The sequence below is a fragment of the Tardiphaga sp. P9-11 genome, assembly GCF_008329525.1.
Lineage (GTDB): Bacteria > Pseudomonadota > Alphaproteobacteria > Rhizobiales > Xanthobacteraceae > Tardiphaga.
In genome coordinates this window covers 22,121-46,120 of record NZ_NPKQ01000016.1, presented here as the reverse complement: position 1 = coordinate 46,120, position 24,000 = coordinate 22,121, and the positions used below count along the sequence as shown (strand labels likewise).

Below are 24,000 nucleotides of genomic sequence, written 5' to 3'. Positions count from 1 at the left end.
TGAATGCGACAGCATGTCCATGTGGAAGAAAAGATGCTGCTTACGTCGAAGCCAAGGATAGAAAATGCCAAAATCGACCCGAGCTCCTGCGCGTAGCATAAGAGATATCGACGTCCTGATCCGGGAGCGCATCCGCGAGATTCGCATTGAGAAGCGGCTCAGCCAAGCCGAGATTGGAGAAGCCGTTGGCGTGTCCTTCCAGCAGATTCAGAAGTACGAACGCGCCGCTAACCGGATCAGCGCCAGCACGCTGTAAGCAATCTATCAGGCACTCGAAACTCTGATTGAAGGCATATTTTCGGAGCCAGCTACCGCTCGTAAAGGACAGGAACGAATCGGACTCTCGACGCTTGAATCTGCCGTTCAGCCGCGGAGTTGTGTTGTGTCCTGGTCGACCAGATTTTCCGAGCCCACAGCCCTGCCCACCGGCGGAAAGCTGACCACCCTGCAGAATGCCGGCTCTTGCATCGCCAAATCGCCGAGCAGATCCACGACAGTGCGCCATGGCAAAACGCGATGCACGTCCTCATCCGAGCGCGGATCACGCCGGCCCGATGGAGTTTGCCCGCCTCGGCATGCTGCAAGCACTCTTCCCGAAAGGAACGCCGGTCTACCACTCAGTCGACAAAGACCCGAAGTACCGCAACCGGCCCAAGCCGGTGAGGGATCGGTAATGTGCGAAATCGACATCATAAGAAAGCGACGGAAGACCCTCAGGGTGCTCCACGATTACGTCAAGTCTGGGCCTCTCGATCCGCTGGCCGTCCTGCTGGAACGGGAGGTCGTCGCCGCAAGAACGGCTGCGCAAGGGCTACGGGAGACTTAGGATCGTAGGATGAGCAATGATCTGGGAGCATCGATGAGCGTCTGCGTTGCCCGGCTGGCCGCTGCTCTTGAGGCCACGAGAAGACTTGGATGCGAACTGAAGGCCGTAATAGAGCTCCGGCAACAGATCGCCCAGCTTGAATCCACACGTCTGGTGTCCGCCAGACCGACAGCAAAGCGGCGGCCCTACTCACAATAAAAAGCCCGCCCTGCGGAGCTCCGGGACGGGCAAATATACAGAGACAAATAGGACCGGGTCGTGCGGTCGCCCTGCGGCTTATCAGGGGCTGCTTGACGGTGACGCGTACGACCCGTGCATATCTGGACTGCTATCGACCTTGGTCGTCTTTACCATTGGGGCTTCCATCACCACCGCCGTTTCCCCAGCCATTGTTGCCACTTCCCGATTTTGCAATCGCCGTAGAAGTCAGTGAGGTAGACAACAACATTGTAACCGCCGGTGGTGTGACCACAGCGAATCTTCCGCAAGCAGCCAAAAATTTCCGTCGGTCCTCTATTGAGGCTGTCTCTCGTTCAACTGGATTCGACATCAACCTCTCCTTCGCAAGAGTGCAATGTTTATCACAAAAGACATATTTTAAATATATAAACTATATTCACGCGGGTCAAGTAACCATTTAATTCGATTAAATTTGCGGGCCTCTCACGCCGTCGCTAGGCCTAGGGCGTTACGGGACGGCCACCTTAGTTATGCTATCGATGCCGATGGCGATGGCGTGCTCGCGACAGATCAGTATAGCACCCTTCGATGAACGGGCCGCGATCCGGACCGCACCGATCGACCATTGGCAAATCCTCGCGCAGATAGTCGAACTGGGCTTCATGGCGGCCGACTAATTCCTTGGGATCGTCATGGTCCTTCTCGGCACGCATCCGAAAATCTGACAGATGAGAGGCTTGCTGGCGCCAACATGTGCAATGCCCGGATAGCAGTGGTTCCCGGCACCGGGGATTGGAGAACACTGTCGAATGCAAGGGAGTGCCGGCAATTTCCAAAATTTGCGAGTGCCAGCATAGAAGCGCTGCTGCGGGAGCGCTACAGTTTGAAAAGGGACTGTTCGGGTCACGCGATGCTAATTCCGCCGGCTGCGTCCTTTTGCTGCTATGCTTTCTGCCAGAAGGCAGAAACCGATGGGAAAGAAGCCGATTTGCAAAGCCGAGCTTGCGACGCTTTTTCGCGAGCGCATGGACGAGCATCCGGAATGTCCGGCGACAGTATCCGTCGAGATTCGAGAGGTGAGGACCTCCGAAGGCCCTGGCTGGAGCGCGGTGACGAGCACAGCCGATAGCTTGGCCTATTTCAAGTGCGCTCGTATCGTTGGAGCTCTCACCCTTGAGCTTCGGCGGAAGTACGAGCTGTCCGACGATTGACATTGGATGGACTGCGCGATTGTCCCTCGGAACGAAATCGCCGTTCGCTTGTTGCAAGGCCCTATGACCAAAATCGAATTGTGAACATGACGAATGACTTCAATTGAATGAGCGACGGCCAGAGCCTTATTAAGGCGCGCCACTGCAGATCGATTTTGAAAGTCGCTGCGATCAGCACGGATCAGGAAGTCAGCATTCTGCTGAACGGTCTTGCCACCGAGCAACCGACATTGGACACGTCCGGTCCGATGGCTCAGGCAGAGCGAGCCGCTCTGGTCTCGATCCGAGAGCTTGCCGGACATCAGCATGGGAGAAGCGCGTTCCAAGGCTCTAGCGAGTGGCTGAGAGCTATGCGGGCAGTCGAACTTTGGCTTAACGTTCATGATCGATAGACCTCGCGCGCAAGGCGGTAGAACTGGAAGGATGCGGCGGGCGATGGCAAAACAGGGAAAGACAGCTCGTGAGCTCCAAGTGCTCGTATCGGAATGGCTTGGTATGCCGTTCGGAGACCACAGGTCCGAGCAAATCAAGATACTCGCCTTGAACGACACTTGGCGTGCCATGTCTGCTCGCCACGACGACCAGCCCGACTTCAGAAATAACGTGATATCGGCGAGCATTCTTCTCTCGGAACGTTATACGTTGGAGGACTAAGCGCTCAATCATAGAACATCGTGCGCGCGTCATACGGAGAAATATGGACTGCTGCACATCGATCACTTTGTCGCTCTCGCGACTTGGGAACGATAAGTCGCCGCGAAGCTTTGGTTACCCGCCATCAGGTTTCACTTACACTCTGGAAGTGCCCGTTGCTTCGATGAACAAATAGAGCCTGTCCAAGAACAAAAGCAGGTGACGGGTCAGGATGAAAATCGAAACCCGGTCGGAATGAATAACCACCGAAATTCTAACAGATTGATTTGTTGAGATTTTTTGGTGGGTACACTAGGGCTCGAACCTAGGATCCGGTGATTAAGAGCCGGCTGGCATCATTGAAATCATTTCAGATTTTTTCAAACTAACCGCATCTGACGGCAAACGACATCAATGGGTTACGTCTTTTGCAAACCGCCAAAGCTTCCAGTTGGGGATCCCAATGCGTCATCCCGCCTCACCTGTTTAGGTGACGGCTAAGCAGTCGCTCCCGTGACATGGTCAGTTCTTTAAGATGAGGTTTGGGTGGCTTCTTTTTCAGTGTTGGTCTGGGGCGTACCGTGTGAAGTCGTCACTGATCAGAAATCAAAGTGCGTTTGGATTGCCAGCGGCAGCTACGTCGGCGTATCTCACAGCCTTAAAGGTCGAACCGAAGGTGCTGCAGTGATGCGCTGGACGGAGTGGGCAAGGTACAGGGGCGAAGGCCACCACTAGCACCCGCGACATATCCCGTTGAGCTTTGCGGTGGTCAAGGCGTCCTCTTTGGCGAATGGATTCGCTTTCCCAGCAGCGACAGGCATCGCTTTCATATTCGCCGGGTACTCTTTGTCGAAACAAGCCAGACGAGCTTTTCCGTTCTTAAGAGCGCTGCACTCGGAAGCCGCTTGTGCCGCCGAGCAAAACGCCAGCATCGCGGTAGCCACAATTACTAGTTTCATTCTCGATCCTTCTTGAAGGGCTGCGCATAGCCAGCCGACAATACTTCGAATAAGGCGCTGTGGCCCTCCTTCTGAGCCTCTTCACAGCTTGGTTTGACGCCGCTCATAATGACGACCGCTTGATGAAGCAGTTGCCATTCCCACTCGGCACCGCGAGCGGAAACTTGGACATCTAGAAGACGCGGCGCTTGGGCCATTCCCGCATGACGCACTCACCGGGCGTAAACGTCAAGCAATTCGCAATACCTGCCTGCGACAGGCCAAAGTGCTTGTATCGATGGCCATGCCATGGTCGGCGAAAAATTGTCATATTTAATACTTCGACGGGTGAGAAGCAGCGTTGTCGGATCTGTTCGAGGAACGCTGATCGAAAGCGAACAAAGGATGGAAACATCACAGAGGCAGTTGCTCGTCGCGTGATCCTATTCGTTCGCTCTTTCCGAGGCATACTGTCGGCGCGATTCACGCGCGATAAGCGAAACTTCGTTTAAGCCGGCCGAACAAATTTTGGAGCCAGAACGAGATCCAACTGTTGAAAAACGCGTTTCGATCTCGGGACTGGCAGTATGTCGAATCTGTTTTGCCGAACAGACCTCAAGCCGGAATCAGCGCGCAGGGACGCCATCTCGGTCTATCAGTCGTGATCCGGCGAAAACCACCCGTGCATTGGGATGAGCCCTATTTCGACGAGATCCGGGCTAGGGCATGGGAGGACGGGATGAGTCTCACGGCCCTCAATCGTGAGGTCAGCGCCTACAGCTGCTTTCTTCAAAGTCGAGCGAAAGAAACACCGTTCGTCGCCGACTCAATCCCGTTCATCTCGCGCGAGTACTTGAGTTCTTCGACGCCCGCCTACGAAAAAGCGAAACGGCCAGTCGAGCTAAGCCAATATCCGGAAAATGAATCTCTTGTGTTTCCGCCGGGGTGTTACCATTGATACCTCACCACACCCTTTCCGGCGTAAGATCGCGTGACGTCGGAGAACTCGCCTTCGAAGGTCGCAGCGAGCGAGACGCCGTTGCGGAACGTCATTTCGGCAGCGGCCGTCGTGAGGGCTGCATCATGCGCGACCGCCGCACCATTCACGACGAAGCTCGCGCCGGGCAATGACTGGAACGTTGCAGAGGCCGAGCGGTCGGTGTTGGTGTCGTGCACCCAGGCGGCACGGCCGCGGAGGGTCAGCATCGCGTCGTTAACGGCGAAGGAATTGTCCGAGCGCAGGCCCAGTTCGGTGCGGGTGTCGGTCACCGTCTTCGCGGCGTAGTTCAGCGCAAACGTGCCCCCGCCACCGTTGGCGCTTTCCGCATAGGCGGGCAGATCGAATGCAGTCACCTGCACAGCCGCATACGGCGTGACGCCGACGCCACCAAAAGATGGCACGACAAAACGGTCGCCGCCCTCGACACGCGCCGAGTAGCTGCTGGCATTATACTCGGCACGCAGGCGATCGGTACCGGCGATCGTTACCGTGCGGTCGGTGGTGATGTCCTGCCAGCCATAGGCTGCAGCCGCGGTGATATAGGCGGACGCTACGTTGTGCCGGATGAAAGCGCCGGTCTGAAACAAATCAGATTGGCCACTGCCGGCGTTTGCCACCGAGAAGCTGGTGCCGCCACCAGCGAGCGCGAAGCCAGCCACAGTGGTCGGTGCCATCCAGTAGTCGGCCCCGACGGCGAGGCCGCCGATACGCGAGGTGGCGTTGCTGGAACCGAGTGTGCTGCTGCCGCTGGTCGTCTGCGAGCCACCGTAGCCGGCCGCCAAGGGTTGCGCGCGACGTGAAGCGTGACAGTTGGAACCTATTTGTCGAGCTTGAACACCATCTGCGTCGGGCGTACGAACCGCAATGCGATCAGAAGCAGCGTCATGACCATCACCATGTAGATGACGGCCATGGCGTCGATCGAGTAGACCGGTCGAACGCCACCAGCGAACATATTGTAGAACAGCGCGACCACAAGCGTCTGGGATCCACCGCCTCCGAGCAGGAAGGCGAGCTCAAAATTCGATATCGTATTGACGAGTACAAGGACGCCGGCGGTCAGTATTCCCGGTATCATTAGAGGAAACAGAATCCGCCTAAAAATCTGAGCCCGGCTTGCGCCAAGCATCGACCCGCTCCATTCCAGATTGACACTGATCTGCTCGAAAAATGGCATCAACACGAAGACCGCCAACGGGACCATCGGCACCAGGACCGCCAGAATCACGCCAACGATGGATCCGCCGACTCCATACCGGTAGAGTGTGGTTGCGAGCGGGATACCATAGGTCATCTGCGGGATTACCAACGGCAGAAAATACAGCAGCAGAATAGCCGACTTGAACCGGAAACTTCGTCGCGCAAGAATGTAAGCGGCTGGAAATCCAATGGCTAGTGCGAGGAAGACAACGACAACCACGATTAGCAACGTGATGCCCAAGACTTGCCCTAAATCGAAATTCTTCCATGCATAAGCGAACCAGTCCGTCGTATAGGCCGGCGGCAGCAGACCGCCGAACCACCGCTTGGCGAACGAGCTCACGACAACATGGGACACGATCCCGAGCATGTTGAGGATGAAGCCCACGATGAAGAGGTAGAGCGAGAGCTTCCACATTCTGGTTCGCATTGCGCGGCCCTATCTCTTTCCGACGCCCATGGTTGCTGCCGGCGACAATCGGCGACGAAACAGGATGATGACCAGCAACGCCGCCAGCTGACACAGGCCCATCACCACCGCAATCGCGGAAGCAGCCGACATGTCATATTGTTCGAAGGCCTTCTGATAGGCCGCAATCGAGATCGTGCGTGTGGTTCCGGCCGGCTGCCCAAGCATGATGGCGGACGGAAAGACCGCAAAACTCATGACGAACACCAACGCAAATGCGATGGCGAGACCGGGCGCAATAAGCGGCAGCATCACGCGCCGGAAAACGATCGAAGGTGTCGCGCCCAACATGCGCGCAGAGCGTTCGAGGCTCGGATCGATACCGGATATATATCCAAGCAGCATCAAAAAGCAGAACGGGAATTGTTGCATGAACAACGCCAGCATGACGCCAGCGTAGTTATGGGTCAGGATGAAAGGCTCCTTGATGATGCCGAGCCCGATAAGGACCTGATTGAACCAGCCTTGCGAGCCATAGAAACCCAAAATGCCTTCCGAGAGCAGGATTACGCCAAGCGAAATCGGCATGATCAAGATCGTCGTCACGGTCCGTTCCATGAAGATGCCGCGGCGCATGCCGTAGGCCAGCCAAAGCGCCAAAAGAAGAACGACAATCGTGGTGGGGATCGCCAGACTGAAGGTGATCCAGATCGTGCCGTACTGATAGGGATCGCTGAAGAACGCGAGATAGTTCGCGAAACTGAAGCCGTCGATCTTTTGCGGCTGCAGGCTCAGATAGACGCCGTACAGGAACGGATAGACGAACATACACAGGACATAGAGCAGCGACGGCAGGAGACAGAAGAATGCCAGCGCGTCGAATTCGTTCTTCTCGTCATTCGCTACGGCGCGCATGATTTTCCCAACTACTCCGCAGGAAGAAGGACGACTTTATCGATCGGAAATTGAAGGCCAATCGTATCAGCCATTCGAATTGATTGAGCGGTACGCAGCCACACACGCGTGTTGTCATTGATCCTTATGGCGGCTTCCTGTTCCCGGCCGAGATACTCGACAACCTCGACCTGCCCCCTAATATTCTCGGTGCCCGGTGCGACTTCAGTGCCGGCTCGAATATCGTCTGGACGTATGGCCATGACCATATCGGCATCCGCTCGCACAACGGACCCTGCCCGTGCTCGAATACGGATTCCGTCGCCGACGCCCTCGGCGATCCCGTCCGACACCGACGCGATCCTGACCTTGAAGAAATTCCGGAATCCCATGAAGTCTGCCACGAAGACGTTCTTGGGCCGATCATGAATTTCCTGCGGGGTGCCCGACTGCATCAATACGCCATTGCGCAACACCACGATCCTATCGGACAGCGACAACGCCTCAGCCTGGTCGTGCGTCACGTAGATCGACGTCAATCCCAGCGCGGCGTGGATCTGCTTGATCTCCGCCCTCATCTCGACTCTCAGCTTGGCGTCGAGATTTGAAAGCGGCTCGTCGAACAGCATCAGGCGCGGATGCAGCACGAGAGCCCGCGCAATCGCAACGCGTTGCTGCTGACCACCGGAGAGTTGACCGGGATAGCGGTCCTCGTAGCCGGTCAATTGAACCAGTTTGAGCATAGCATCGGTACGCTTCTTGATCTCTTCCTTAGACAACGGCTTCAAGGTAAGTCCGAACGAGACGTTGTCGAACACTGTCATGTGCGGAAAAAGCGCGTAGTTTTGAAACACCATTCCGAACGCGCGCTTCTCCGGCGGCAGATGATCGACCCGCGCTCCATTAAGCCTGATCTCGCCCTCGGTGGCCGCAATAAGGCCGGCGACGATCGACAAAGCCGTCGACTTTCCGCATCCGCTCGGCCCAAGGAAGGTGACGAACTCGCCCTTTTGGATATCGAGTTCAAGGTTGTCCAGCACGGTCTTGTTGCCATAGCGCTTGGTGATTCCAAGCTTCAGCGAGTCCAACGTATCTCCCGGCCCGTTCATGTCGTCCCGTTTCTGAGTAAGAAGCAACAAAGCCACCGGCGGATCCGTACGTGGGGACCCGCGCGTTCATCGAATTGATTACTTCTTGACCTGGTTTGCGCCCACTTCCCGGTCCCAACGATCCATCGCGTAGCTCAATTCCTTCACGCCGAGCGGCGGGGATACTTTCCATTTGGTGCCGACTTCGTCGTATTCGGGCCGCCAAAACTCCTTCACCAGTTCCTGGATCTCCTTGGGTGCCTTTTCCATGGTGGCGGCGGTGATCGTCGGCCCAATGAAGCCCGGCCAGGAAAGGACCTGCTGCTCGGGCTGGCGCATGAACTTCATGAGATCGAGAATGACATCGACCTGCTCTTTCGGCACGCCTGTGGGGATGCACCAGTAATGCCCGTCGACCACGAAGGTCGTATTCTGAAGGATCGTGATCTTGGAATCCGGGGGGATCACGCTCTGGGCACGGGGCTTCATGTCCCATTCCATGATGCCGGCGATGATCCAGCGCTGCCCCTGTGCGAATTCCTTCAACGTGATCGCGGTGCCAGTCGGATAGTATTCGACGTACTGCCCGAGCTCCTTCAGATAAGCCCAGGTCTTGTCCCACCCTTTGTCGGGATCGAGTGGCTTGGAGTCGTTCAGAATGTGGGCCATGCCCAGCACGATCGATCGGCCTGGTCCGCTGTTCGCCGGCCGCGCATACATCAACCGACCGGGATTTGCCTTTGCCCAAGCGAGCAGTTCTTCGGCCGTCTTGGGCGGGTTCGGGACCTTGCTGGGATTATAGACGAAGACCGGTCCGCCAGCGTTGCCCACCGACGGCACCATGTACTCGCCCCCCTCATCATAAAGCGCTTTGCCCGCAGGCGTCATCTCGTCGCGCCGAAACTGCTTCTGGAAGTCGGGAATCTTGATCAGCTGGTTATTGGCCGCGAGGAATGCACCACCATCCTGGCCGGTCAGCACGAGGTTGATGTCCAGCCGTCCGGCGTCCTGCTGCGCTTTGATCTTAGCCGGCAATTCCGGCGCCGGCGCGCGCTGGATTCTGATTTCCTTGATCTTGTCCGGATTGGCCTTTTTGTAGTTCTCAATGATGACCTGGGTAGAGGCGAGGTCACCTCCCGTATCGATGATCGAGAGAACGATCGGCTCGGCAGCTCGCAGCGGCGCGCCGGATAGCATCGAAGCAGCAAAGACAACCACGGCGCCAGCAAACGGGCGCAACAATGCATTCGGACAGATCCGCATTTCCGATTCCTCCCTGGCATGCACCCGCGTCGTGCGCGGTTGTCATTTATTTGTAAACACAGCATCGACGAGTTGGACGACATCTGTCAAGCATTGGGAGATCGCAATCAGCCGATCATGAGCAGCACTTGTTAAGGTCGCGATGTCGCACCTTGCCGGTTTTGCTCGTTCGCATATCAATCTGTGACTTCATACCGCCGCCGGGAGCCAACCATTCGGCGCCTTGAGCAGGTGGGCCATCGGGAGAGACGCATGCCAATTGGTGTCGGTCTGATTGGGCTGGGAATGGCGGTGAAGCCGCATATTTTGTCGCTACTAGAACTGCAGGCAGAAGGACGGATCACAATCATCGGTGGATTCGCGCCGTCCGCGGACCGGCGAACAGCATTTTCACAGCAGTGGGGCGCTCCGGTTTTCGAGAGACAAGACGATCTGCTGTCGCACGCGGATCTCGACCTGGTCCTGATACTGACGCCGCCCGGAACGCATCTCGCAACTGCGCAGGCTGCAGCCGCAGCGGGAAAGCATGTTCTGGTCGAGAAGCCCGTCGAGATATCGGTGGCGCGGGGCGAGGAGCTCGCGGCCGTTACCGAAGCTGCCGGCGTGCGATGCGGTGTGTGCCTGCAACATCGCTTCCGTCCAGCGTCACAGCGTCTGAAGACGGTGCTCAATCAGGGAGATCTGGGCGATATTCTGTCGGCGAGTGCATCGATCCGCTGGTGGCGCGACGCTGCCTATTTCCGTCAACCCGGCCGCGGCATGAAGGCGCGCGACGGCGGAGGCGTACTGCTTACGCAGGCCATTCATACGCTCGACCTGTTGTTGCATTTCGTGGGGCCGCACAAGGACGTCGCGGGCTTTGCATCGACCTCGTCGCTCCGAACGATCGATACTGAAGACGTGACGGCGGCGGCCGTGCGCTTCCAGAGCGGTGCCATCGGCGTGCTCGATGCCACCAGTGTCGCGCGGCCCGGCTATCCGGAGCGCATTGAAATCGCTGGCACACGCGGCTCGGCCTATCTCGAGACGTTCCAGTTGGCCATTCATCGCCACGAAGGCCCGCCTGAGACGGTTGGGACCGCGCAATCGGGCGGCGGAGGCGCCGATCCGATGGCATTCGATCACGGGCCACATCGGGGCGTGATCACCGAGATGCTGGATGCAATCGAACAACAACGCGAGCCGTCCAATAGCGTGCGCTCTGCGCTTCACGTGCAGCGGCTTATCGAAGCCTGGCTGTCAGAAGCCGCTGCCCGCCCTTGACCGACGCCCTCACGGCCGCTCGCTGCTAAGCAGTTTGACCGGCGCTGTAATCCCGGATTGTCAGCAGCAGTGACCGACTTGTCAAAAAGATGTAATGTTGCCAAGGACTGGAGCGTGTTCGGAGCAAGGACGAGGTGAACATGGGCTCAACGGTCAAACCGGACGACATTCCGGAGCGCCCGGCTGTGACGGGAAAGCTTAGCGACCGGGTTTACGATCATGTCCTCAGCCAGATCACGGTCGGAATCTACCCAGTCAATTCGCGACTTCCTCCTGAGACACGCCTGGCAGATCAGCTTGGCGTTTCACGCCCGGTCGTCCGTGAAGCGCTGATGCGCCTGCGCGATGACGGCGTCGTCGCGTCGCGGCAGGGTGCCGGCTCATTCGTGATGCGACGTCCCGCGGCAGACGTTTACAACTACGCTCCCGTGGGAAGCATTGCCGATATACAGCGCTGTTTCGTATTTCGGATCGGCATCGAAGGAGAAGCCGCTGCGCTTGCCGCGCGCGATCACGACTCCGAAGGACTGCGCCGGATCCGCGACGCAATCACTGCACTTGATCAAGTGATCGTGGATGCCGCGCTCGGCGTGGAGGAAGACATTGCGTTTCACCGCTCGGTCGCAGAGGCCACCGGCAACCGCTTCTTCACAGCGACTCTCGCCGCGATTCAGTCCCAGGTGAGCGTGGGTATCTCGCTCAATCGAAATCTCTCCTTGATCCAACCTCGCGATCGCCTTCTGCGTGGGCAAAAGGAGCACCGTGCCGTGCTGGATGCAATCGTCTCAAGGGACGAGACCCGAGCTCGCGAAGCGATGCGGTCGCACATCGAGAACGCGCGCAAGAGAGTGTTCGAAGGCGGGTAGCAAAGTGCACGTTTCCACACGCTTGCTTTGCGCAACAGCGGCCACGGCTGCATCTTGGCGCGTCGATAGACGCTGAGTTGGCGGTTCTGAGCTAGCGAATCTGTATGCTGCTTCCGCAAACCGCAGCGGCGAAACGCATCGCTGCTGCGACGACGGCAGCTAAGGCTCGAGCGAGCTCTGTTTACCTGCGGGCTCTCTCCCATAATGTAAGTTATGCGACTCTTGGTTTGCGAAGCCCACGCCTTCGTAGGTCCACTATGCTGTACCGCCGCGGCCTTTAGAGGCAGTTGAGCGGGTAGAAGCGATTCAACAACATCCCAAGAATTTTTGGTCCCATCTTGACCGACGATTGTGGAGATCCACATCGACGATCGCCTTTAAACGAAAGGAGTTAGGAGGCCCACCTGACAACGTCTGCCATGTCGCTCAATGAAATCCACGCAAATTCGCTGCTCGCCGGCACCTTTACGCATCCGCGGGAGGTGCTCGCGAATCCCTTCTTAGACACGCTCCAAAAGCGATGCATTCTTGCGGCTTGGGCATCGGATGCTTTTACTGTCCAAGGGAAGCTATGGCTATGCCAGATCCCGGGCTCCAACGAGACTGTCAGGATCGGCGATACTCTCGCAGTTCTTAGCTCACTTGATGAGGACGACAATCCCCAGCCGAAGACTTCACGAATGCCGCTGCCGGAGGCACCCATACGTGTCCGAGCCGTGGGTCAGACCGCACTAGAGGATCGACGCCGAAGATTCGCGGACATTCATCCATAAGGCCGACACTTCAGGAAATGCAAAAAGCCGCCCGAGCAATTGCTCGGACGGCAGCAATTCCGTTGTGGTCCTCTAAGCGACGCGTTTGCCAGCGCGATGCTCGCGCTTCGCTAATCCCATCAATTCTTGTATGTACCGACTAACCGCGCTTGCTCGATGACATTCGCACCGTACCGATCAAAAAATTGCTCGCGAGTCGGCGTGCCGTCAACCCTCGTATCAAGAGCATAGACCCAGAAATAGTAATGGTGCAGTCCGTGACCGGCGGGGGGCTGGGGGCCAAAATAGCTGTGCTGCCCTGCCCCATTGGGACCGACCGTGTAGCGTTCCTCGGCGTTTTCGAGGTTCGTTACCGATGGTGGAACGTTGTACAGCGTCCAGTGTGTAAAACCATGGGCGAGTGGCGCATCGGGGTCGTGACAGATGACCGCGAGCTCGACCGTGCCGGACGGTACGCCCGAAATCATAAGACGAGGGATGACGTTACCTTTGTCGCCAGCATGTCGGTCGTCCATTAGCCCGAGCATTTTGAAATCGGGACTTTCGATTTTGAGGTCTTTGATGTTGAGAGGCACTCTGCACTCCTTGTTGTGGACGCGTAAAATGTATCGGCCGGCGAAACGGCGATAGATCAATGCGTTTCTTGGGGATTGGGGTCAGCGGCGGACGGCCAGGCTCACCAAGAAAAGACGCGCCGGGTCGGATCGTATCGCGCTGCCTCCAACGCCCGCGGGGTGAACATATTGCCCTTCGACAGCGAGCGGTTTGCGGCATATTCGCCGGAAATCTCCTGACACCGATCGGTGATCGGGCGAATGCGCTTCTCCCACGACGGCAAGGCATCGCCGACATTGGCGATCTCGTCGAGCTCCATGGCCAGGCTGTAGGCATTGACCATCGCGCAACCGGCGCCCTGTGCAAGCGCCGGACACATTGCGTGCGCAGCGTCGCCGACCAAGGCAACCTTGCCCTTCGTCCACACGTCCAGTTTGGTGGTCTCGTACCGATCATAACGCGCGGTCTGCAGTTTCGCGGCTTCGACCAGGACCGGCTCGAGAAATGGAAACATCTCGACCCAACAATCGAGGTGAATGGGCACCCGCGAACCGTTGGGATCTGCAGCCGGTGCCATCAGCCCGAGATAGAGTTCTTCGTCGTTGCAGGGCGAGTAGAGAATGCGTTGCACACGTGGCCAAAAGTTCCACATGTCGATAGTGTTGTCCCATTCGCCATGACCGAGCTCTTTCTTCTTGCGTGGTACGATCAGGCGGATCAATCCGTCGGTCGAGACCCAGCGGTCCTGCTCGAAGCCGATCGAGTCCCGCACCTTGGATCCGACGCCATCCGCGCCGACGACGAGGTCCGCCTCCCTCACCTCACCCGAAGCGAGGGTGACCTGTCCGGACGGAGCAGCCTTGATCACTTCAGAGTTCACTGAAATCTCGACGCCCTCTGCACGCGCCTTATTCGCCAAAGCGTGATGCAGGTGCTGACGGGTCATGATCCGCCAGGGCAGACCATTGAACGTCTCCCGAGAAACGCTCTTGTTATGCATCCAGGTTTCGTAGGTCGGCGGCGTATGCGTTCCGTTGAGTACGTCCTCAAGCACTCCAAGGCCTTCAAGAACGCGAAGCCCGTTATGCCAAAGGTAGATGCCGGCGCCGAAGGCACGGAGTTCTGGCCCTTTTTCGTGAAGTCGGACGCTCCAGCCCCGCTGCCGGAGTGCAATTGCCGCTGTCAGACCGGCAAAGCCTGCGCCGGCGATCTCTGCATGCCGTGTCTTGCCGCTGTGCTTGTTTATGTTTGTCATCACTCTTCATCACCCAGATATGGAACGGAATGCCGCGCTGAGCGCGGCATTGGCGGTCACTTGTCTTGCCAGACTAGGCTGTTCAGATCGGCGGCGTCGCTGATGACGCCCTCCTTCTTGGCGGCATCTACCCAAAATTGCATCTGCTCGGCAGGAACGCTGGTCTGCCACTTACCGAGACCCATTTTCTCCACCACGGTTGGCGGGATCTTGGTGTTGGCCTCGATCGTCTTACGGGCGATCATCGGATCTTTGTTGTAGTCATCGATCGCGCGGTTGATGGCGCGCACGAAGCGCTTCACCACGTCCTTGTTCTTTTCAATATAGGGGGTGAGCGCGACGATCCCTGATAGGACGACTGGGCTCTGGACATCTGTGAAGTAATAGCCGAGCACCCGTGCTCCCTGCTCCTTACCCATGGTGATGAAGGGCTCGCTCGCGCCGACCGCCGACACCGCGTTGTTGCGCAACGCGGACAGCATGTCGGGGAACGGTACCTCACGGAACGTGATCGACTTCAGGTCGACGTCGTTCTTGCGCAGCCAAGCGCGCATCATTGTCCAATCCGTATTGTAGCTGAGATTGGTCGCCACGGACTTGCCCTTGAGGTCGGCCGCTGTCTTGATATTAGGGTCCGTCGTAAGGACGGCATGAACCGGATCTGCGGCCGCCTGCGAGAAATTGAACGATACGTAAGTGGCGGGAATGCCGCCGTTGCGCGCATTCAGCACACCGAGCGCATCGGAGATGCCGAACTGCAGCGAACCTGACTGCAAGGCAGGAATGATTTGTCCGCCGCCGGCCATGGGCACGAGTTCGACTTCAAGCTTCTCGTCCTTGAAATATCCGGCGTCACGGGCGCGCCAGAAATACGAGTAGATCCCGATGGGGATGTAGCCGACACGCAACTTCGTCACGACCGCGTCCTGAGCGCGCGCCGTTTGCGTTGGCGCGGTGGTGAATGCGGACGCCAGCAAGGCGAGACCTACGCCAAATGCTCTCAGAGTCATAATAGCCTCCAGATTGAAGATTGATGTCAATGACGGATTTGCTGGCGTACCAGCGTATAGACCTGATGCCGCAGCCTCAGGAATTCGGGGGTCTCCTTGGTCGCGAGTTGGTCGCGCGGATATGGGATATTGATCGCAACTTCATCGACAACCCGTGCCGGCTTCGTCGACAGCACGACCACCTTGTCGGCCATGAACACCGCCTCTTCCATGTCGTGGGTGACCAGCAACGTCGATAGCGACATGTCGCGGCAGATTTCCATGACGAGATCCTGCAAGTCGAAACGCGTTTGAGCGTCGACGGAGGCGAACGGCTCGTCGAGCAACAGCAGTTTCGGCCTGACAACGATCGAACGTGCAAGCGCGCATCGTTGTTGCATGCCGCCCGACAGTTGCCAGGGATAGAGCTCGGCTGCGTGGTCGAGGCGCACCGCGCGCAATGCGGCGGCTACGCGCTCGTCACGCTCGTGCTTGCCGACATGCGCCAGACCGAAGCCCACATTCTGTTTCACCGAAAGCCACGGAAACAGGCTGCGGTTGTAATCTTGAAACACGATTGACAACCACGGCGGCGGATCGCTGAGGATCTGCCCGGCATGCAGGACGCTGCCGGCGTCGGGTTGCATTAGGGCGGCACAGCATCGCAGCAATGTGGTCTTGCCGCATCCTGATGGGCCAACGATGGCAACGAACTCCCCACGCTTCTGCCGGAATGTCAGTCCATCGAGAATGGGCACCGGCGCACCGGGATAGCTGCGCGAAATGTTGTCGACCGTGAGGATGGCGCCGTCTGTTTCCGCAATCATGTTGCACGCTCCCTAGTCGACCGGCAGTCCGCGCCAGCCGCGATGCCAATGAAGGACCCGTCGTTCCACCAACAACAGGCCAGCGGTCAGCAGCCAGCCAATGGTTCCAATGACCAGTACGCCTGCATAGACGCCAGCGCTCTGGAACAGGCGCTGGCTGCGCAGGATGAAGAAGCCGATGCCGTTATCGGCCGCGATCAGCTCCGAGATCACCATCATGATGAGACCCAGCCCCAGCGCGATACGCAGCCCGGCGAAAAGCGATGGCATCGCCGCAAAGAGAACGACACGGCGAATGCGCGCAATTGCTCCCAGGCCGTTGACGCGTGCCGTGTCAAGAAACGTAGGTTCAACCCGCTTGGCGCCGTCGATCGCTGCGAGCAACACGGGGAATATGCACCCGAAGGCGATCACGAAGATGCGCATCGTATCGGTCGGGCCGAGAATGAGAAGCGCGGGCGGAAGAATTGCGATGGCTGGGATGTAACGAAGATATTCAAGCACCGGACGGGACCAGGCATCGAGCGAACGCGAACAGCCGATCGCCAGCCCGATAAGGGCGCCTCCCACGGCGGCGATCAGAAAGCCGATAAGCAACCGATACAGGCTGGGCAGGACGGCTGTGTGAAGGAGGTCGCCCTGCACCAGCCGCCAGTAGGATCGCCAGACCGCCAGCAGTGGGGGCAGCGTAGGCCCCGGGAATGTGACCGCGGCCCATTGCCATATCGCCAGCAGTCCGGCGATCAACATTATCTGCAATGACAAAGCGCGGATCCGCTGTACGCTATTGGTCACGGTTTTCAGCACTCCAAGGCAGGAGGTGACGTTCGGCGGCCAGCATCACTCCATTGACGATGTAGCCGACAATTCCGGTGACGAAGATCGCCGCCCACATCTCGGTGACGAGACCATTGAGGCGCGCTTCGTCGAGATAACGGCCGATGCCGGGGCGTCCTATCAGCATTTCGACCGTGATGGTCAGCACGAGCGCAATTGCCGATGCTGTGCGGACGCCGGTTGCGAGCGATGGCAACATACTCGGAATGACGATCCTTATGATGCCCGTGCCTTTGGTCACTCCGAAAATCCGGCCCGTTTCCTGAAAGCGCGGATCGATTCCTTCGACGCCGGCCTTGACGCTGAACACGATCGGCCAGACGCTCGCAAAGGCGATCATTGTTAGTTGCATCTCGATGCCGACGCCCAGCGTCAGCAGAGCGATCGGAATGAGTGCAACGGATGGAATCGGCCTCAGGAATTCCAGGATCGGTCGCGACGCCACGTCCAGATTCGGGAGCATTGCCAGAGCGATGCCCATGACCGTCCCGATCACTGCAGCGAGAAGCAGTCCGGGCGCCCAGGCGAGCAAGCTGGTTAGCACCGCCAGCGCTAACGGGCCGCCGATCAACTCGCGGATCGCGGTCCGTACGATGGCGACGACTGATGGGAGATCGCGCGGATCGATCAATTGTAGACCGCGAACAATCTCCCAACAGATAATGCACACACCGAAGCCGCCCAGCGCTCCGGCGTACTTGCCGGCGACTTTATGATTCAACACTCGCAATACAGCGCCTCCAGGATGATGGCGGCCGAGTCCTGCTGCGGCCTCAAACGATGCGATCAACGGCGCCGGTGCACCTGATCCCCTAACGCTTCCCGGAGGAGTGACCGCGACCACGATCAGACCGCTCCTGCCTTCAGTACAGTCGTGGCGATCGCCGCAGGCGCCTCTTCTGGAACATAATGGTCGGTTCCCCGAACCTCGATGGCAGGAAGATCCGGACGCAGCTTCTTCGTGCGGTCCCAGGCCGCCGGAGAGACCAATTTGCTCTCGGCTCCTCTGACGAGCTGCACCGGCACCTTTACACTTTCTAACGCCGAAGCCAGTTCCTCGCGCAGACCGCGAGCCGTCGCGGCCATAGCCGACGGGCTCGCAAGTGGGCGGAATTGCTCACCGACTCGATGATAAGCGTGCAGCGCGCGCCTGCGCACGGCATCGGGAGGCAGGTTGACGTATCTGTTCTGCAAATAGGATTCGATTTCCTCAAGCGAAGCGAACGGGCGATCGCCGCCGTTCACCCGTGCCTCAAGGGCTTCGAACACTTCGTCCTCGATAAAGGGAGTGAAATCGACAGCGACGACTGCCCGCACGAGATCCGGGTGTTGAACGGCAGCGACGACGGCATTTCGCGCACCGAGCGAATGACCGACCACTACAGCAGGGCCGCAATCCAGCGTCCTGATCAGAGCCACGACGTCCTGCGCGAATGCATCCGCCGAGTATTCGCCATCCGGCTTGTCGCTGCGCCCATGCCCGCGTTGATCGACCGCGATTGCTCGGAATTTCGACGCGACGAGTTGCAGGACCGGATCCCAAACAGCACCCGCAGCCGTGATGCCATGGAGAAAAATGGCGACAGGCCCGTCACCGACCTCGCGGACGTTGAGCGCGATACGTCGCGTATCGATGACGCGCTCCTTGATGAACGGCGCGGTTGATGCAGACGCAGTCGTGGGCATGTCGTCTATCCCTCTTCAGTCTCCTCCACTTCACAGCAAGGCACGTGCCAAAGCCGCCAAAGCGCGAGATGGAGACGTTTCCTCAAAGAAATCAGCGCACTAGACAAACGCTGATTATGTTCTTATTGTCCGACAATCGGACGTTATGTGGATATGCTGCACATATTTTCAGCGTAGCGCAAGAAATTTCGCCCTACGTGATGCGCGCACTGCTATAGACTCGCTTGCGACCAGTTAAGTGCGACTTCGCGTCCACTCTTCACTGGTAACGGATCTACAACCGAGACGATTTGATGATGGACCTGCGCGTCAGCCGCAAAACCGTTCAACAAGGCACGTTCGAGAAGCTCAAGGACGCAATCCTGGCTGGCGTCTTTCAGCCCGGCGAAAGGCTGGTGGAGGCCAACCTGTGCGAGCAACTCGGCGTCAGCCGCGCCTCGCTCCGCGAGGCATTACGCAGCTTACAGTCCGAACGGCTGATCGATTTCATTCCAAACCGCGGGCCGCAGATTCCGGTCCTGTCCTGGAAGGAAGCAGAAGACATTTACGATCTGCGCGCGCTCCTCGAGGGCGAGGCGGCGGCACGCTGCGCTTCTGCAATCGGCGATCACGACATCAGCTCGCTATCAGCGACGGTTCATACGCTACGCCGCGTCGTCAAGACGAACAACTCGGCAGACAAACTGAAATGTGCGACGGCATTCTATGACGTGCTGCTGCACAACTGCGGGAACGAGATGATCAAGCAGACGCTCAATGGGTTGCACGCGCGCATTAACTTTCTCCGCGCCAGATCTATGTCTCTCCCCGGCCGCACCAAGGCGAGCTACGAGGAGATGAACGCGCTTTATCTCGCTATCAAGGATCGTGATCCGAAAGCGGCGCGGAAGATTGCGCAACAGCATGTTCAGAACGCGCGCGAGGCAGCTCGTGAGGCTTTCAAAGAAGGCCAGAAAGACAACGAAGCTTAAATTACAGGACTCATCGATGCACCCAATACTCAATATCCGCCGCTCCTACTCTCAAATTGAAGACAAGAACGAATTAGCAGGACGCCGTATCTCCTCTCCCGTCCGCAAAATATCGGTTGTCACCGTTCTCGAAAATCCTTATGTCGGCCGCTATGTCGAGGACCTCGGCCCTTTGATCGAGGCAAGCGTCGATCTCGGTAAGTTAATGGCGCAGATGGCACTCGATGCGCTCGGCTCACACAAGCCGCAGGGCTACGGAAAAGGTGGCCTCGTCGGCCTCCAAGGTGAGGCCGAGCATGCAAGCGCTCTCCTGACGACGGCTTTTGCCGGCCCGATCCGCGCAGCGATCGGTGGGGGTAAAGCCTGGATTTCGTCAATGGTGAAACAGGCCGCGCCGGGCGCTACCATTGACATTCCAATGAACCACATTGACGACGTCTATGTCCGCTCGCATTACGATGGGGTGACACTGTCACTGCAGGACACTCCGATGCCGGATGAGATCGCCATCATCTTCTGCTTGACTAGCGGTGCGCGGCTGAATGCCCGTGTCGGCGGACTCACACATGAGGAAGTCATGAAGCAAGAATAGGCTTATTGCTTACCGTCCTCAACGCACCAGTGCTTTTTCGCGATCAACAATGTGACTCATTGAGCTGACTTCTTTGGAGAAGCCAGAATCTTATCTGGTTTGGCGAATCTGTTGTTAGGACCGGGCATATCAGTGATCCAGTCATAAAGTTCGATGACAGCATCGATCCAGTCGGCAACTTTATGCCAGATGGTGCAGATGATATTTTTCATGCCGTTAGGTCGCGAATACGGCCTGACCGGTTCAAGTTGCCAAAGCCGCCAGTAAGCAGACCCCAACGAGACGCCCTCCCCGCTATCGGCTTCGGAAACTAAAGAGATCGCCCCCCCCTGAGGCGGCCTCGATGCAAGCAGCTTTCGGTATCGGCGGATAGTCGAGTCAATGTTGTGATTATCTCAATGCTGGCTTCACGCCGACGTGAAATAGCGAACACGGTGCAGCATCTGACCGAGCGTCGGCGGAATGCTGCAATCCCGCTTTCTTCATATAAACACTAAATCGGCTTCGATTCCGCTTTAGCTCGAATAGCCATTGACCGCTTCATGTACAACTGCGCTTCGGCAAACCGCCCCTGATCTTTGTAAAAGCCTGCCAAGTTTGATAGTACGCCCGCGAGCTCCGGATGATCCGGTCCAAGCGTCTTCTCGTACACCGCAGCCGATCTCTTGAAAAGATACTCAGCGCCCGCATTTCGCCCTTGTCGGGAGTACACCTCGGCGAGACTGTTCTGTGCCTGTGCGATATCGGCACTTTCATAACCCAACGCTTTGGTATTTATGACAATCGATCTCTTGAGCAAGCGCGCTGCATCATCCAACCGGTTTTTCTGAATATACACGACGGCTAAGTTGCTCATTATATTAGTAGCTTCGGGATCGTTAGCCCCACGCGCCTTTTCAATGATCATCAACCCCTTTTCGAACATTGGCGCGGCTTTGTCATTTTGACCTTGCATGCTGTAGACCGCGGCAAGATTGCCGAGCGCAGTGACGATTGACAGATTGCTCGGACCATCTAGTTTTTCATTCATGGCTATGGAGCGTTTTAGGAACGACACGGCTTCACCGTAGCGTCCTTGAGCTCGATATAGATCGCCTAGATTGTTGAGCACCAATGCGACTTTCAAATTATCAGGGCCGACAGTCTTCTCAATAATTGGAAGCGAGCGCCTGTACAGCGCTTCTGCAACCGCGTATTGCGCTAACTGATAATGAAGCATACCGAGGTCAATGAGCGACGTCGCGACGCTCGCGTCGTCGGGACCGAATTGTTCTTCGCGGAGAGTTAGGGACTTCTGCGCCAGCGGCAGCGCTTCCATGTATTTCCCGGTCTGATAGAGCTTTTCCACTTTATTGCTCAAAATGCCCGCCTCGTCCTCTCCCGCATAGGACGGTGCGCCGAGCGGTAGTCCGAGCGCCATGGCGACGACAATCATATAAACTGGTGTTTTCGACGCTGTCACAGCCCGCTCCTCTGTTACGGTTTTGGGATCGATGCCCCGTTTGTGCTTTCGAAGGTCAGAAAGGTTCACGCAACGCAAAGCTCCGGTTTGAAACGAAACTCTCAATCCGACGACATCTACATGAAACACATCGGGTCCAATTACTGCGAGCTCGTGCTGTGTGGCCTCACCGTCGTTCGAATGGCCGTGTCCGTCTTCCCCGATCATTCGTTTGTTCGAAACACTTTTTGGTTTCCGAAAATGCATGTCGAACGCGCAGGGCCGAAGTTAAGAGTCAGAAGAATGTTGAAGTGAGAGAAAGCATCAATGATCCGTAAGCGGCCATTAGCTATCACCATCATCTGCTGCATCGGTTTTGTAGGCGGACTTACTGCCATGCCTATGGCGCTTTCACCACAAGCCCAAGCAATCGGTCACCTGTATCCGCTATTCCTACTACTGAGCGCCGCTCTTGGGCTCATTTGCTTTGGAGGTCTTTGGATGATGAGGCGATGGAGCATTATCGCTTACACGTCTCTAGCGATAGTAAGTCAGGTGACGTTGATTGCGCTTGGCACCTGGAGTGTCACGGCCCTCGTTATTCCATGTTTCGTAATCGCTATATGTCTCTTTTACTACAGATCAATGGCGTCATCGGCCCCGCACACCTCGATCTAAACACTCGACCTCGCCTATCTGCACCTGATCGAGCCGCGCATCAACGGGTCATCGCATCAAAAACACGCTTGCGACGGTCAGCGCTATCGCGTCTCAAAGCCTGCGAACCGCCACGAGTGTGCAGCATGCACAGCAAGCCATCGAGGGGCGGCTTCTCGCTCTCGGTCGAGCGCATGATCTGTTGATGCAGGTGAGCTGGGCCGGCGCGGAGCTTGGAATGACACTCCGCAAAGCTATAGAGCCTTTTGCCACGAGGATTGCTGGCCGTTTCGTTTTATCAGGGCCGGAACTTGATATTGCTTCGGCTGCAGTGATCGCACTTGCGATGACGATCAACGAACTTTGCACCAATGCCACGAAATTCGGAGCTCTGTTAGACCCTGCAGGTCGCGTGAAGATTGAATGGCCGGTTGACCATCCATCTCAGCGGCTCACTTTAAGATGGATCGAAACCGGCGGCCCGCATGTCTACTCGCCCACTCGCCGAAGCTTCGGCACTCGCATGATGGAATTGCTCGGGCAGCAATTGAGCGGGTCTGTCCATCTGGCTTACCCGCCATCGGGCTTCACTTACACTCTGGAAGTACCCATTGTTTCGATGAGCAAATAGGGCCTGTCCAAGAACAAAAGCAGGTTATGGGTCGGAATGAAAACCGAAACCCGGTTGGAATGACTGACCACCGAAATTCTAACAGATTGATTTGTTGAGATTTTTGGTGGGCGCACTAGGGCTCGAACCTAGGACCCGGTGATTAAGAGTCACCTGCTCTACCAACTGAGCTATGCGCCCGGATCCAGATCCGGATATCCCCGTGGGGACGGCGTCGTTTAGCAAAGCGATCCCGGGATGTCCAGCGACGCTGTCACAAAAATTGCACCGATTTTCGCAATCGCAAGAATGCGAAAAAGCCGCTGAAATTCAGCGGCTTCTTCGTCATTGCGACAGTGGAAAACTGCGTCGCGTCAGAGCCGCTCGGCGCCTGGCGCGGCGTCGCGGCCGAATCTGTCGCCGGAGCGGCCTGGACTGCGGTCATCATCGTCGCCGAAACCTGGGCGATCGAAGCCGCGCGGGCCGAATCCCTCGCCCTCGAAGCTGCCGCGCTCATAGCCAGACCGCGGCCCGCGATGATGCCAACCTTCCCCGCCACCGAAGCGACCGCCCATATGGGTCAGCGCTGTCAGCCGGCGCTTCTGGCCATCGTCGAGGGTCTTGTAGAGCGGGTCGGCGGCATCGGCGATCTCCTTCAGCGCGGCGGCCGTCGTGGCCATGTCGCCGGCACGCTGCTGCAGGCGGGCGACCGGATTGTCAGGCATGTCGGTCCGCTTCGCGTCGTCGTCGCGGCTCTTGCGCTCTTCCATGCGCGCGTTGGCGCGGTCGATGCGCAGCTTGGCGAAATCGCGCACCGCGCTCTCCACCGCCGGCCACAGCTTCTCCTGGTCTGGCGTCAGCTTGAGCCCGGCCTTCACGGCAGCGATGCGCGCATCGGCGAACGCGGCGCGGTCTTCCGGATTCATCCGGGTTTGATGATGCATCCAAGGCCGATGCTGGGCATAGACCGCGGTGGAACCGGCGATCACGGCGGCAGCGGCACCGGCCAGCAAGATCTTCTTCATGGCAACCTCCT

23 protein-coding genes, 1 tRNA gene and 2 pseudogenes are annotated in these 24,000 nt (G+C 57.7%); 9 read left to right on the top strand and 17 right to left on the bottom strand.

The window, feature by feature from the left end; translation table 11 throughout:
- Positions 1 to 64 precede the first annotated feature (64 nt).
- Together CIW50_RS28130 and CIW50_RS29285 are read left to right on the top strand one after the other, a co-directional pair.
- Positions 65 to 253: pseudogene (locus tag CIW50_RS28130) on the top strand (helix-turn-helix domain-containing protein); the annotation flags it as partial.
- 250 nt (positions 254 to 503) lie between these two features.
- Positions 504 to 674, top strand: a complete 171-nt coding sequence (locus CIW50_RS29285) for a hypothetical protein (RefSeq protein WP_172980502.1) — start codon at positions 504 to 506, stop codon at positions 672 to 674.
- 865 nt (positions 675 to 1,539) lie between these two features.
- On the opposite strand, the gene CIW50_RS28120 is transcribed toward CIW50_RS29285, so the two are convergent.
- Complete coding sequence (locus CIW50_RS28120; RefSeq protein WP_149534457.1) at positions 1,540 to 1,719, bottom strand: hypothetical protein; 180 nt, start codon at positions 1,717 to 1,719, stop codon at positions 1,540 to 1,542.
- A 258-nt stretch (positions 1,720 to 1,977) separates the two neighbouring features.
- Between CIW50_RS28120 and CIW50_RS28115 the strand changes: the two genes are divergently transcribed.
- Both CIW50_RS28115 and CIW50_RS28110 read left to right on the top strand, forming a co-directional pair.
- A complete protein-coding gene (locus tag CIW50_RS28115) occupies positions 1,978 to 2,217 on the top strand; it encodes a hypothetical protein (protein WP_149534456.1) in 240 nt (79 codons plus the stop codon).
- Positions 2,218 to 4,341: 2,124 nt separating this feature from the next.
- Positions 4,342 to 4,746 carry a hypothetical protein gene (locus tag CIW50_RS28110; protein ID WP_149534455.1) on the top strand — a complete coding sequence of 135 codons (405 nt, stop codon included), beginning with the start codon at positions 4,342 to 4,344 and terminating at the stop codon, positions 4,744 to 4,746.
- Here CIW50_RS28110 and CIW50_RS28105 read toward each other — a convergent pair.
- From CIW50_RS28105 to CIW50_RS28085, 5 genes and pseudogenes are all read right to left on the bottom strand, one after another.
- Positions 4,737 to 5,567 (bottom strand): annotated as a pseudogene (locus tag CIW50_RS28105) (autotransporter outer membrane beta-barrel domain-containing protein); the annotation flags it as partial. The gene CIW50_RS28110 and the pseudogene CIW50_RS28105 sit on opposite strands and share 10 nt — an antisense overlap.
- A gap of 38 nt (positions 5,568 to 5,605) precedes the next feature.
- Positions 5,606 to 6,418: an ABC transporter permease gene (locus tag CIW50_RS28100; RefSeq protein ID WP_149534453.1), complete on the bottom strand. Its 813-nt coding sequence runs from the start codon at positions 6,416 to 6,418 to the stop codon at positions 5,606 to 5,608.
- Between the two features lie 9 nt (positions 6,419 to 6,427).
- Entirely contained in the window at positions 6,428 to 7,312 is an 885-nt protein-coding gene (locus CIW50_RS28095; protein WP_149534452.1) for an ABC transporter permease, read from the bottom strand.
- Positions 7,313 to 7,323: 11 nt separating this feature from the next.
- Positions 7,324 to 8,436: an ABC transporter ATP-binding protein gene (locus tag CIW50_RS28090; RefSeq protein WP_246664496.1), complete on the bottom strand. Its 1,113-nt coding sequence runs from the start codon at positions 8,434 to 8,436 to the stop codon at positions 7,324 to 7,326.
- 42 nt (positions 8,437 to 8,478) lie between these two features.
- Complete coding sequence (locus CIW50_RS28085) at positions 8,479 to 9,642, bottom strand: ABC transporter substrate-binding protein (RefSeq protein ID WP_149534451.1); 1,164 nt, start codon at positions 9,640 to 9,642, stop codon at positions 8,479 to 8,481.
- Between the two features lie 252 nt (positions 9,643 to 9,894).
- Here CIW50_RS28085 and CIW50_RS28080 point away from each other — a divergent pair, with 252 nt between their 5' ends.
- Both CIW50_RS28080 and CIW50_RS28075 read left to right on the top strand, forming a co-directional pair.
- On the top strand, positions 9,895 to 10,905 hold the full coding sequence (locus CIW50_RS28080) for a Gfo/Idh/MocA family protein (RefSeq protein WP_149534450.1): 1,011 nt from the start codon (positions 9,895 to 9,897) through the stop codon (positions 10,903 to 10,905).
- Positions 10,906 to 11,045: 140 nt separating this feature from the next.
- Positions 11,046 to 11,771, top strand: coding sequence for a FadR/GntR family transcriptional regulator (locus CIW50_RS28075; protein ID WP_149534449.1), 726 nt, complete (start codon positions 11,046 to 11,048; stop codon positions 11,769 to 11,771).
- A gap of 892 nt (positions 11,772 to 12,663) precedes the next feature.
- On the opposite strand, the gene CIW50_RS28070 is transcribed toward CIW50_RS28075, so the two are convergent.
- From CIW50_RS28070 to CIW50_RS28040, 7 genes are all read right to left on the bottom strand, one after another.
- Complete coding sequence (locus CIW50_RS28070) at positions 12,664 to 13,119, bottom strand: YbhB/YbcL family Raf kinase inhibitor-like protein (protein ID WP_149534448.1); 456 nt, start codon at positions 13,117 to 13,119, stop codon at positions 12,664 to 12,666.
- A gap of 101 nt (positions 13,120 to 13,220) precedes the next feature.
- Positions 13,221 to 14,354, bottom strand: a complete 1,134-nt coding sequence (locus CIW50_RS28065) for an FAD-dependent oxidoreductase (protein WP_149534447.1) — start codon at positions 14,352 to 14,354, stop codon at positions 13,221 to 13,223.
- Between the two features lie 56 nt (positions 14,355 to 14,410).
- A complete protein-coding gene (locus CIW50_RS28060) occupies positions 14,411 to 15,364 on the bottom strand; it encodes an ABC transporter substrate-binding protein (RefSeq protein ID WP_149534446.1) in 954 nt (317 codons plus the stop codon).
- A gap of 26 nt (positions 15,365 to 15,390) precedes the next feature.
- Entirely contained in the window at positions 15,391 to 16,170 is a 780-nt protein-coding gene (locus CIW50_RS28055; RefSeq protein ID WP_149534445.1) for an ABC transporter ATP-binding protein, read from the bottom strand.
- 12 nt (positions 16,171 to 16,182) lie between these two features.
- On the bottom strand, positions 16,183 to 16,977 hold the full coding sequence (locus CIW50_RS28050) for an ABC transporter permease (RefSeq protein ID WP_149534444.1): 795 nt from the start codon (positions 16,975 to 16,977) through the stop codon (positions 16,183 to 16,185).
- Positions 16,955 to 17,851 (bottom strand): ABC transporter permease, encoded by an 897-nt coding sequence (locus CIW50_RS28045; RefSeq protein WP_149534443.1) that lies wholly within the window; start codon positions 17,849 to 17,851, stop codon positions 16,955 to 16,957. Before CIW50_RS28045 ends, CIW50_RS28050 begins: the two co-directional genes overlap by 23 nt.
- A gap of 2 nt (positions 17,852 to 17,853) precedes the next feature.
- On the bottom strand, positions 17,854 to 18,693 hold the full coding sequence (locus CIW50_RS28040) for an alpha/beta fold hydrolase (RefSeq protein ID WP_149534442.1): 840 nt from the start codon (positions 18,691 to 18,693) through the stop codon (positions 17,854 to 17,856).
- 293 nt (positions 18,694 to 18,986) lie between these two features.
- Between CIW50_RS28040 and CIW50_RS28035 the strand changes: the two genes are divergently transcribed.
- On the top strand, positions 18,987 to 19,664 hold the full coding sequence (locus CIW50_RS28035; RefSeq protein ID WP_149534441.1) for a GntR family transcriptional regulator: 678 nt from the start codon (positions 18,987 to 18,989) through the stop codon (positions 19,662 to 19,664).
- 16 nt (positions 19,665 to 19,680) lie between these two features.
- Positions 19,681 to 20,256: an amino acid synthesis family protein gene (locus tag CIW50_RS28030; RefSeq protein WP_172980501.1), complete on the top strand. Its 576-nt coding sequence runs from the start codon at positions 19,681 to 19,683 to the stop codon at positions 20,254 to 20,256.
- Positions 20,257 to 20,312: 56 nt separating this feature from the next.
- On the opposite strand, the gene CIW50_RS29280 is transcribed toward CIW50_RS28030, so the two are convergent.
- Both CIW50_RS29280 and CIW50_RS28025 read right to left on the bottom strand, forming a co-directional pair.
- Positions 20,313 to 20,468: a hypothetical protein gene (locus CIW50_RS29280; RefSeq protein ID WP_172980500.1), complete on the bottom strand. Its 156-nt coding sequence runs from the start codon at positions 20,466 to 20,468 to the stop codon at positions 20,313 to 20,315.
- Positions 20,469 to 20,749: 281 nt separating this feature from the next.
- A complete protein-coding gene (locus CIW50_RS28025) occupies positions 20,750 to 21,925 on the bottom strand; it encodes a tetratricopeptide repeat protein (RefSeq protein ID WP_246664495.1) in 1,176 nt (391 codons plus the stop codon).
- A gap of 505 nt (positions 21,926 to 22,430) precedes the next feature.
- Between CIW50_RS28025 and CIW50_RS28020 the strand changes: the two genes are divergently transcribed.
- On the top strand, positions 22,431 to 22,985 hold the full coding sequence (locus CIW50_RS28020; RefSeq protein ID WP_149534439.1) for a sensor histidine kinase: 555 nt from the start codon (positions 22,431 to 22,433) through the stop codon (positions 22,983 to 22,985).
- Positions 22,986 to 23,089: 104 nt separating this feature from the next.
- Here CIW50_RS28020 and CIW50_RS28015 read toward each other — a convergent pair.
- Together CIW50_RS28015 and CIW50_RS28010 are read right to left on the bottom strand one after the other, a co-directional pair.
- Positions 23,090 to 23,165: transfer RNA gene (locus CIW50_RS28015), tRNA-Lys, on the bottom strand.
- A 173-nt stretch (positions 23,166 to 23,338) separates the two neighbouring features.
- A complete protein-coding gene (locus tag CIW50_RS28010; RefSeq protein WP_149534438.1) occupies positions 23,339 to 23,989 on the bottom strand; it encodes a Spy/CpxP family protein refolding chaperone in 651 nt (216 codons plus the stop codon).
- Positions 23,990 to 24,000: the final 11 nt, after the last annotated feature.

What these genes read in the sequence shown, in the direction of transcription:
- CIW50_RS28010 (WP_149534438.1), bottom strand. Translation starts at nt 23,989, where the DNA reads ATGAAGAAGATCTTGCTGGCCGGTGCCGCTGCCGCCGTGATCGCCGGT.
- CIW50_RS28120 (WP_149534457.1), bottom strand. Translation starts at nt 1,719, where the DNA reads ATGCGTGCCGAGAAGGACCATGACGATCCCAAGGAATTAGTCGGCCGC.
- CIW50_RS28025 (WP_246664495.1), bottom strand. Translation starts at nt 21,925, where the DNA reads ATGATCGGGGAAGACGGACACGGCCATTCGAACGACGGTGAGGCCACA.
- CIW50_RS28035 (WP_149534441.1), top strand. Translation starts at nt 18,987, where the DNA reads ATGATGGACCTGCGCGTCAGCCGCAAAACCGTTCAACAAGGCACGTTC.
- CIW50_RS28080 (WP_149534450.1), top strand. Translation starts at nt 9,895, where the DNA reads ATGCCAATTGGTGTCGGTCTGATTGGGCTGGGAATGGCGGTGAAGCCG.
- CIW50_RS28040 (WP_149534442.1), bottom strand. Translation starts at nt 18,693, where the DNA reads ATGCCCACGACTGCGTCTGCATCAACCGCGCCGTTCATCAAGGAGCGC.
- CIW50_RS28075 (WP_149534449.1), top strand. Translation starts at nt 11,046, where the DNA reads ATGGGCTCAACGGTCAAACCGGACGACATTCCGGAGCGCCCGGCTGTG.
- CIW50_RS29280 (WP_172980500.1), bottom strand. Translation starts at nt 20,468, where the DNA reads ATGAAAAATATCATCTGCACCATCTGGCATAAAGTTGCCGACTGGATC.
- CIW50_RS28100 (WP_149534453.1), bottom strand. Translation starts at nt 6,418, where the DNA reads ATGCGAACCAGAATGTGGAAGCTCTCGCTCTACCTCTTCATCGTGGGC.
- CIW50_RS28115 (WP_149534456.1), top strand. Translation starts at nt 1,978, where the DNA reads ATGGGAAAGAAGCCGATTTGCAAAGCCGAGCTTGCGACGCTTTTTCGC.
- CIW50_RS28065 (WP_149534447.1), bottom strand. Translation starts at nt 14,354, where the DNA reads ATGACAAACATAAACAAGCACAGCGGCAAGACACGGCATGCAGAGATC.
- CIW50_RS28030 (WP_172980501.1), top strand. Translation starts at nt 19,681, where the DNA reads ATGCACCCAATACTCAATATCCGCCGCTCCTACTCTCAAATTGAAGAC.
- CIW50_RS28085 (WP_149534451.1), bottom strand. Translation starts at nt 9,642, where the DNA reads ATGCGGATCTGTCCGAATGCATTGTTGCGCCCGTTTGCTGGCGCCGTG.
- CIW50_RS29285 (WP_172980502.1), top strand. Translation starts at nt 504, where the DNA reads ATGGCAAAACGCGATGCACGTCCTCATCCGAGCGCGGATCACGCCGGC.
- CIW50_RS28055 (WP_149534445.1), bottom strand. Translation starts at nt 16,170, where the DNA reads ATGATTGCGGAAACAGACGGCGCCATCCTCACGGTCGACAACATTTCG.
- CIW50_RS28060 (WP_149534446.1), bottom strand. Translation starts at nt 15,364, where the DNA reads ATGACTCTGAGAGCATTTGGCGTAGGTCTCGCCTTGCTGGCGTCCGCA.
- CIW50_RS28095 (WP_149534452.1), bottom strand. Translation starts at nt 7,312, where the DNA reads ATGCGCGCCGTAGCGAATGACGAGAAGAACGAATTCGACGCGCTGGCA.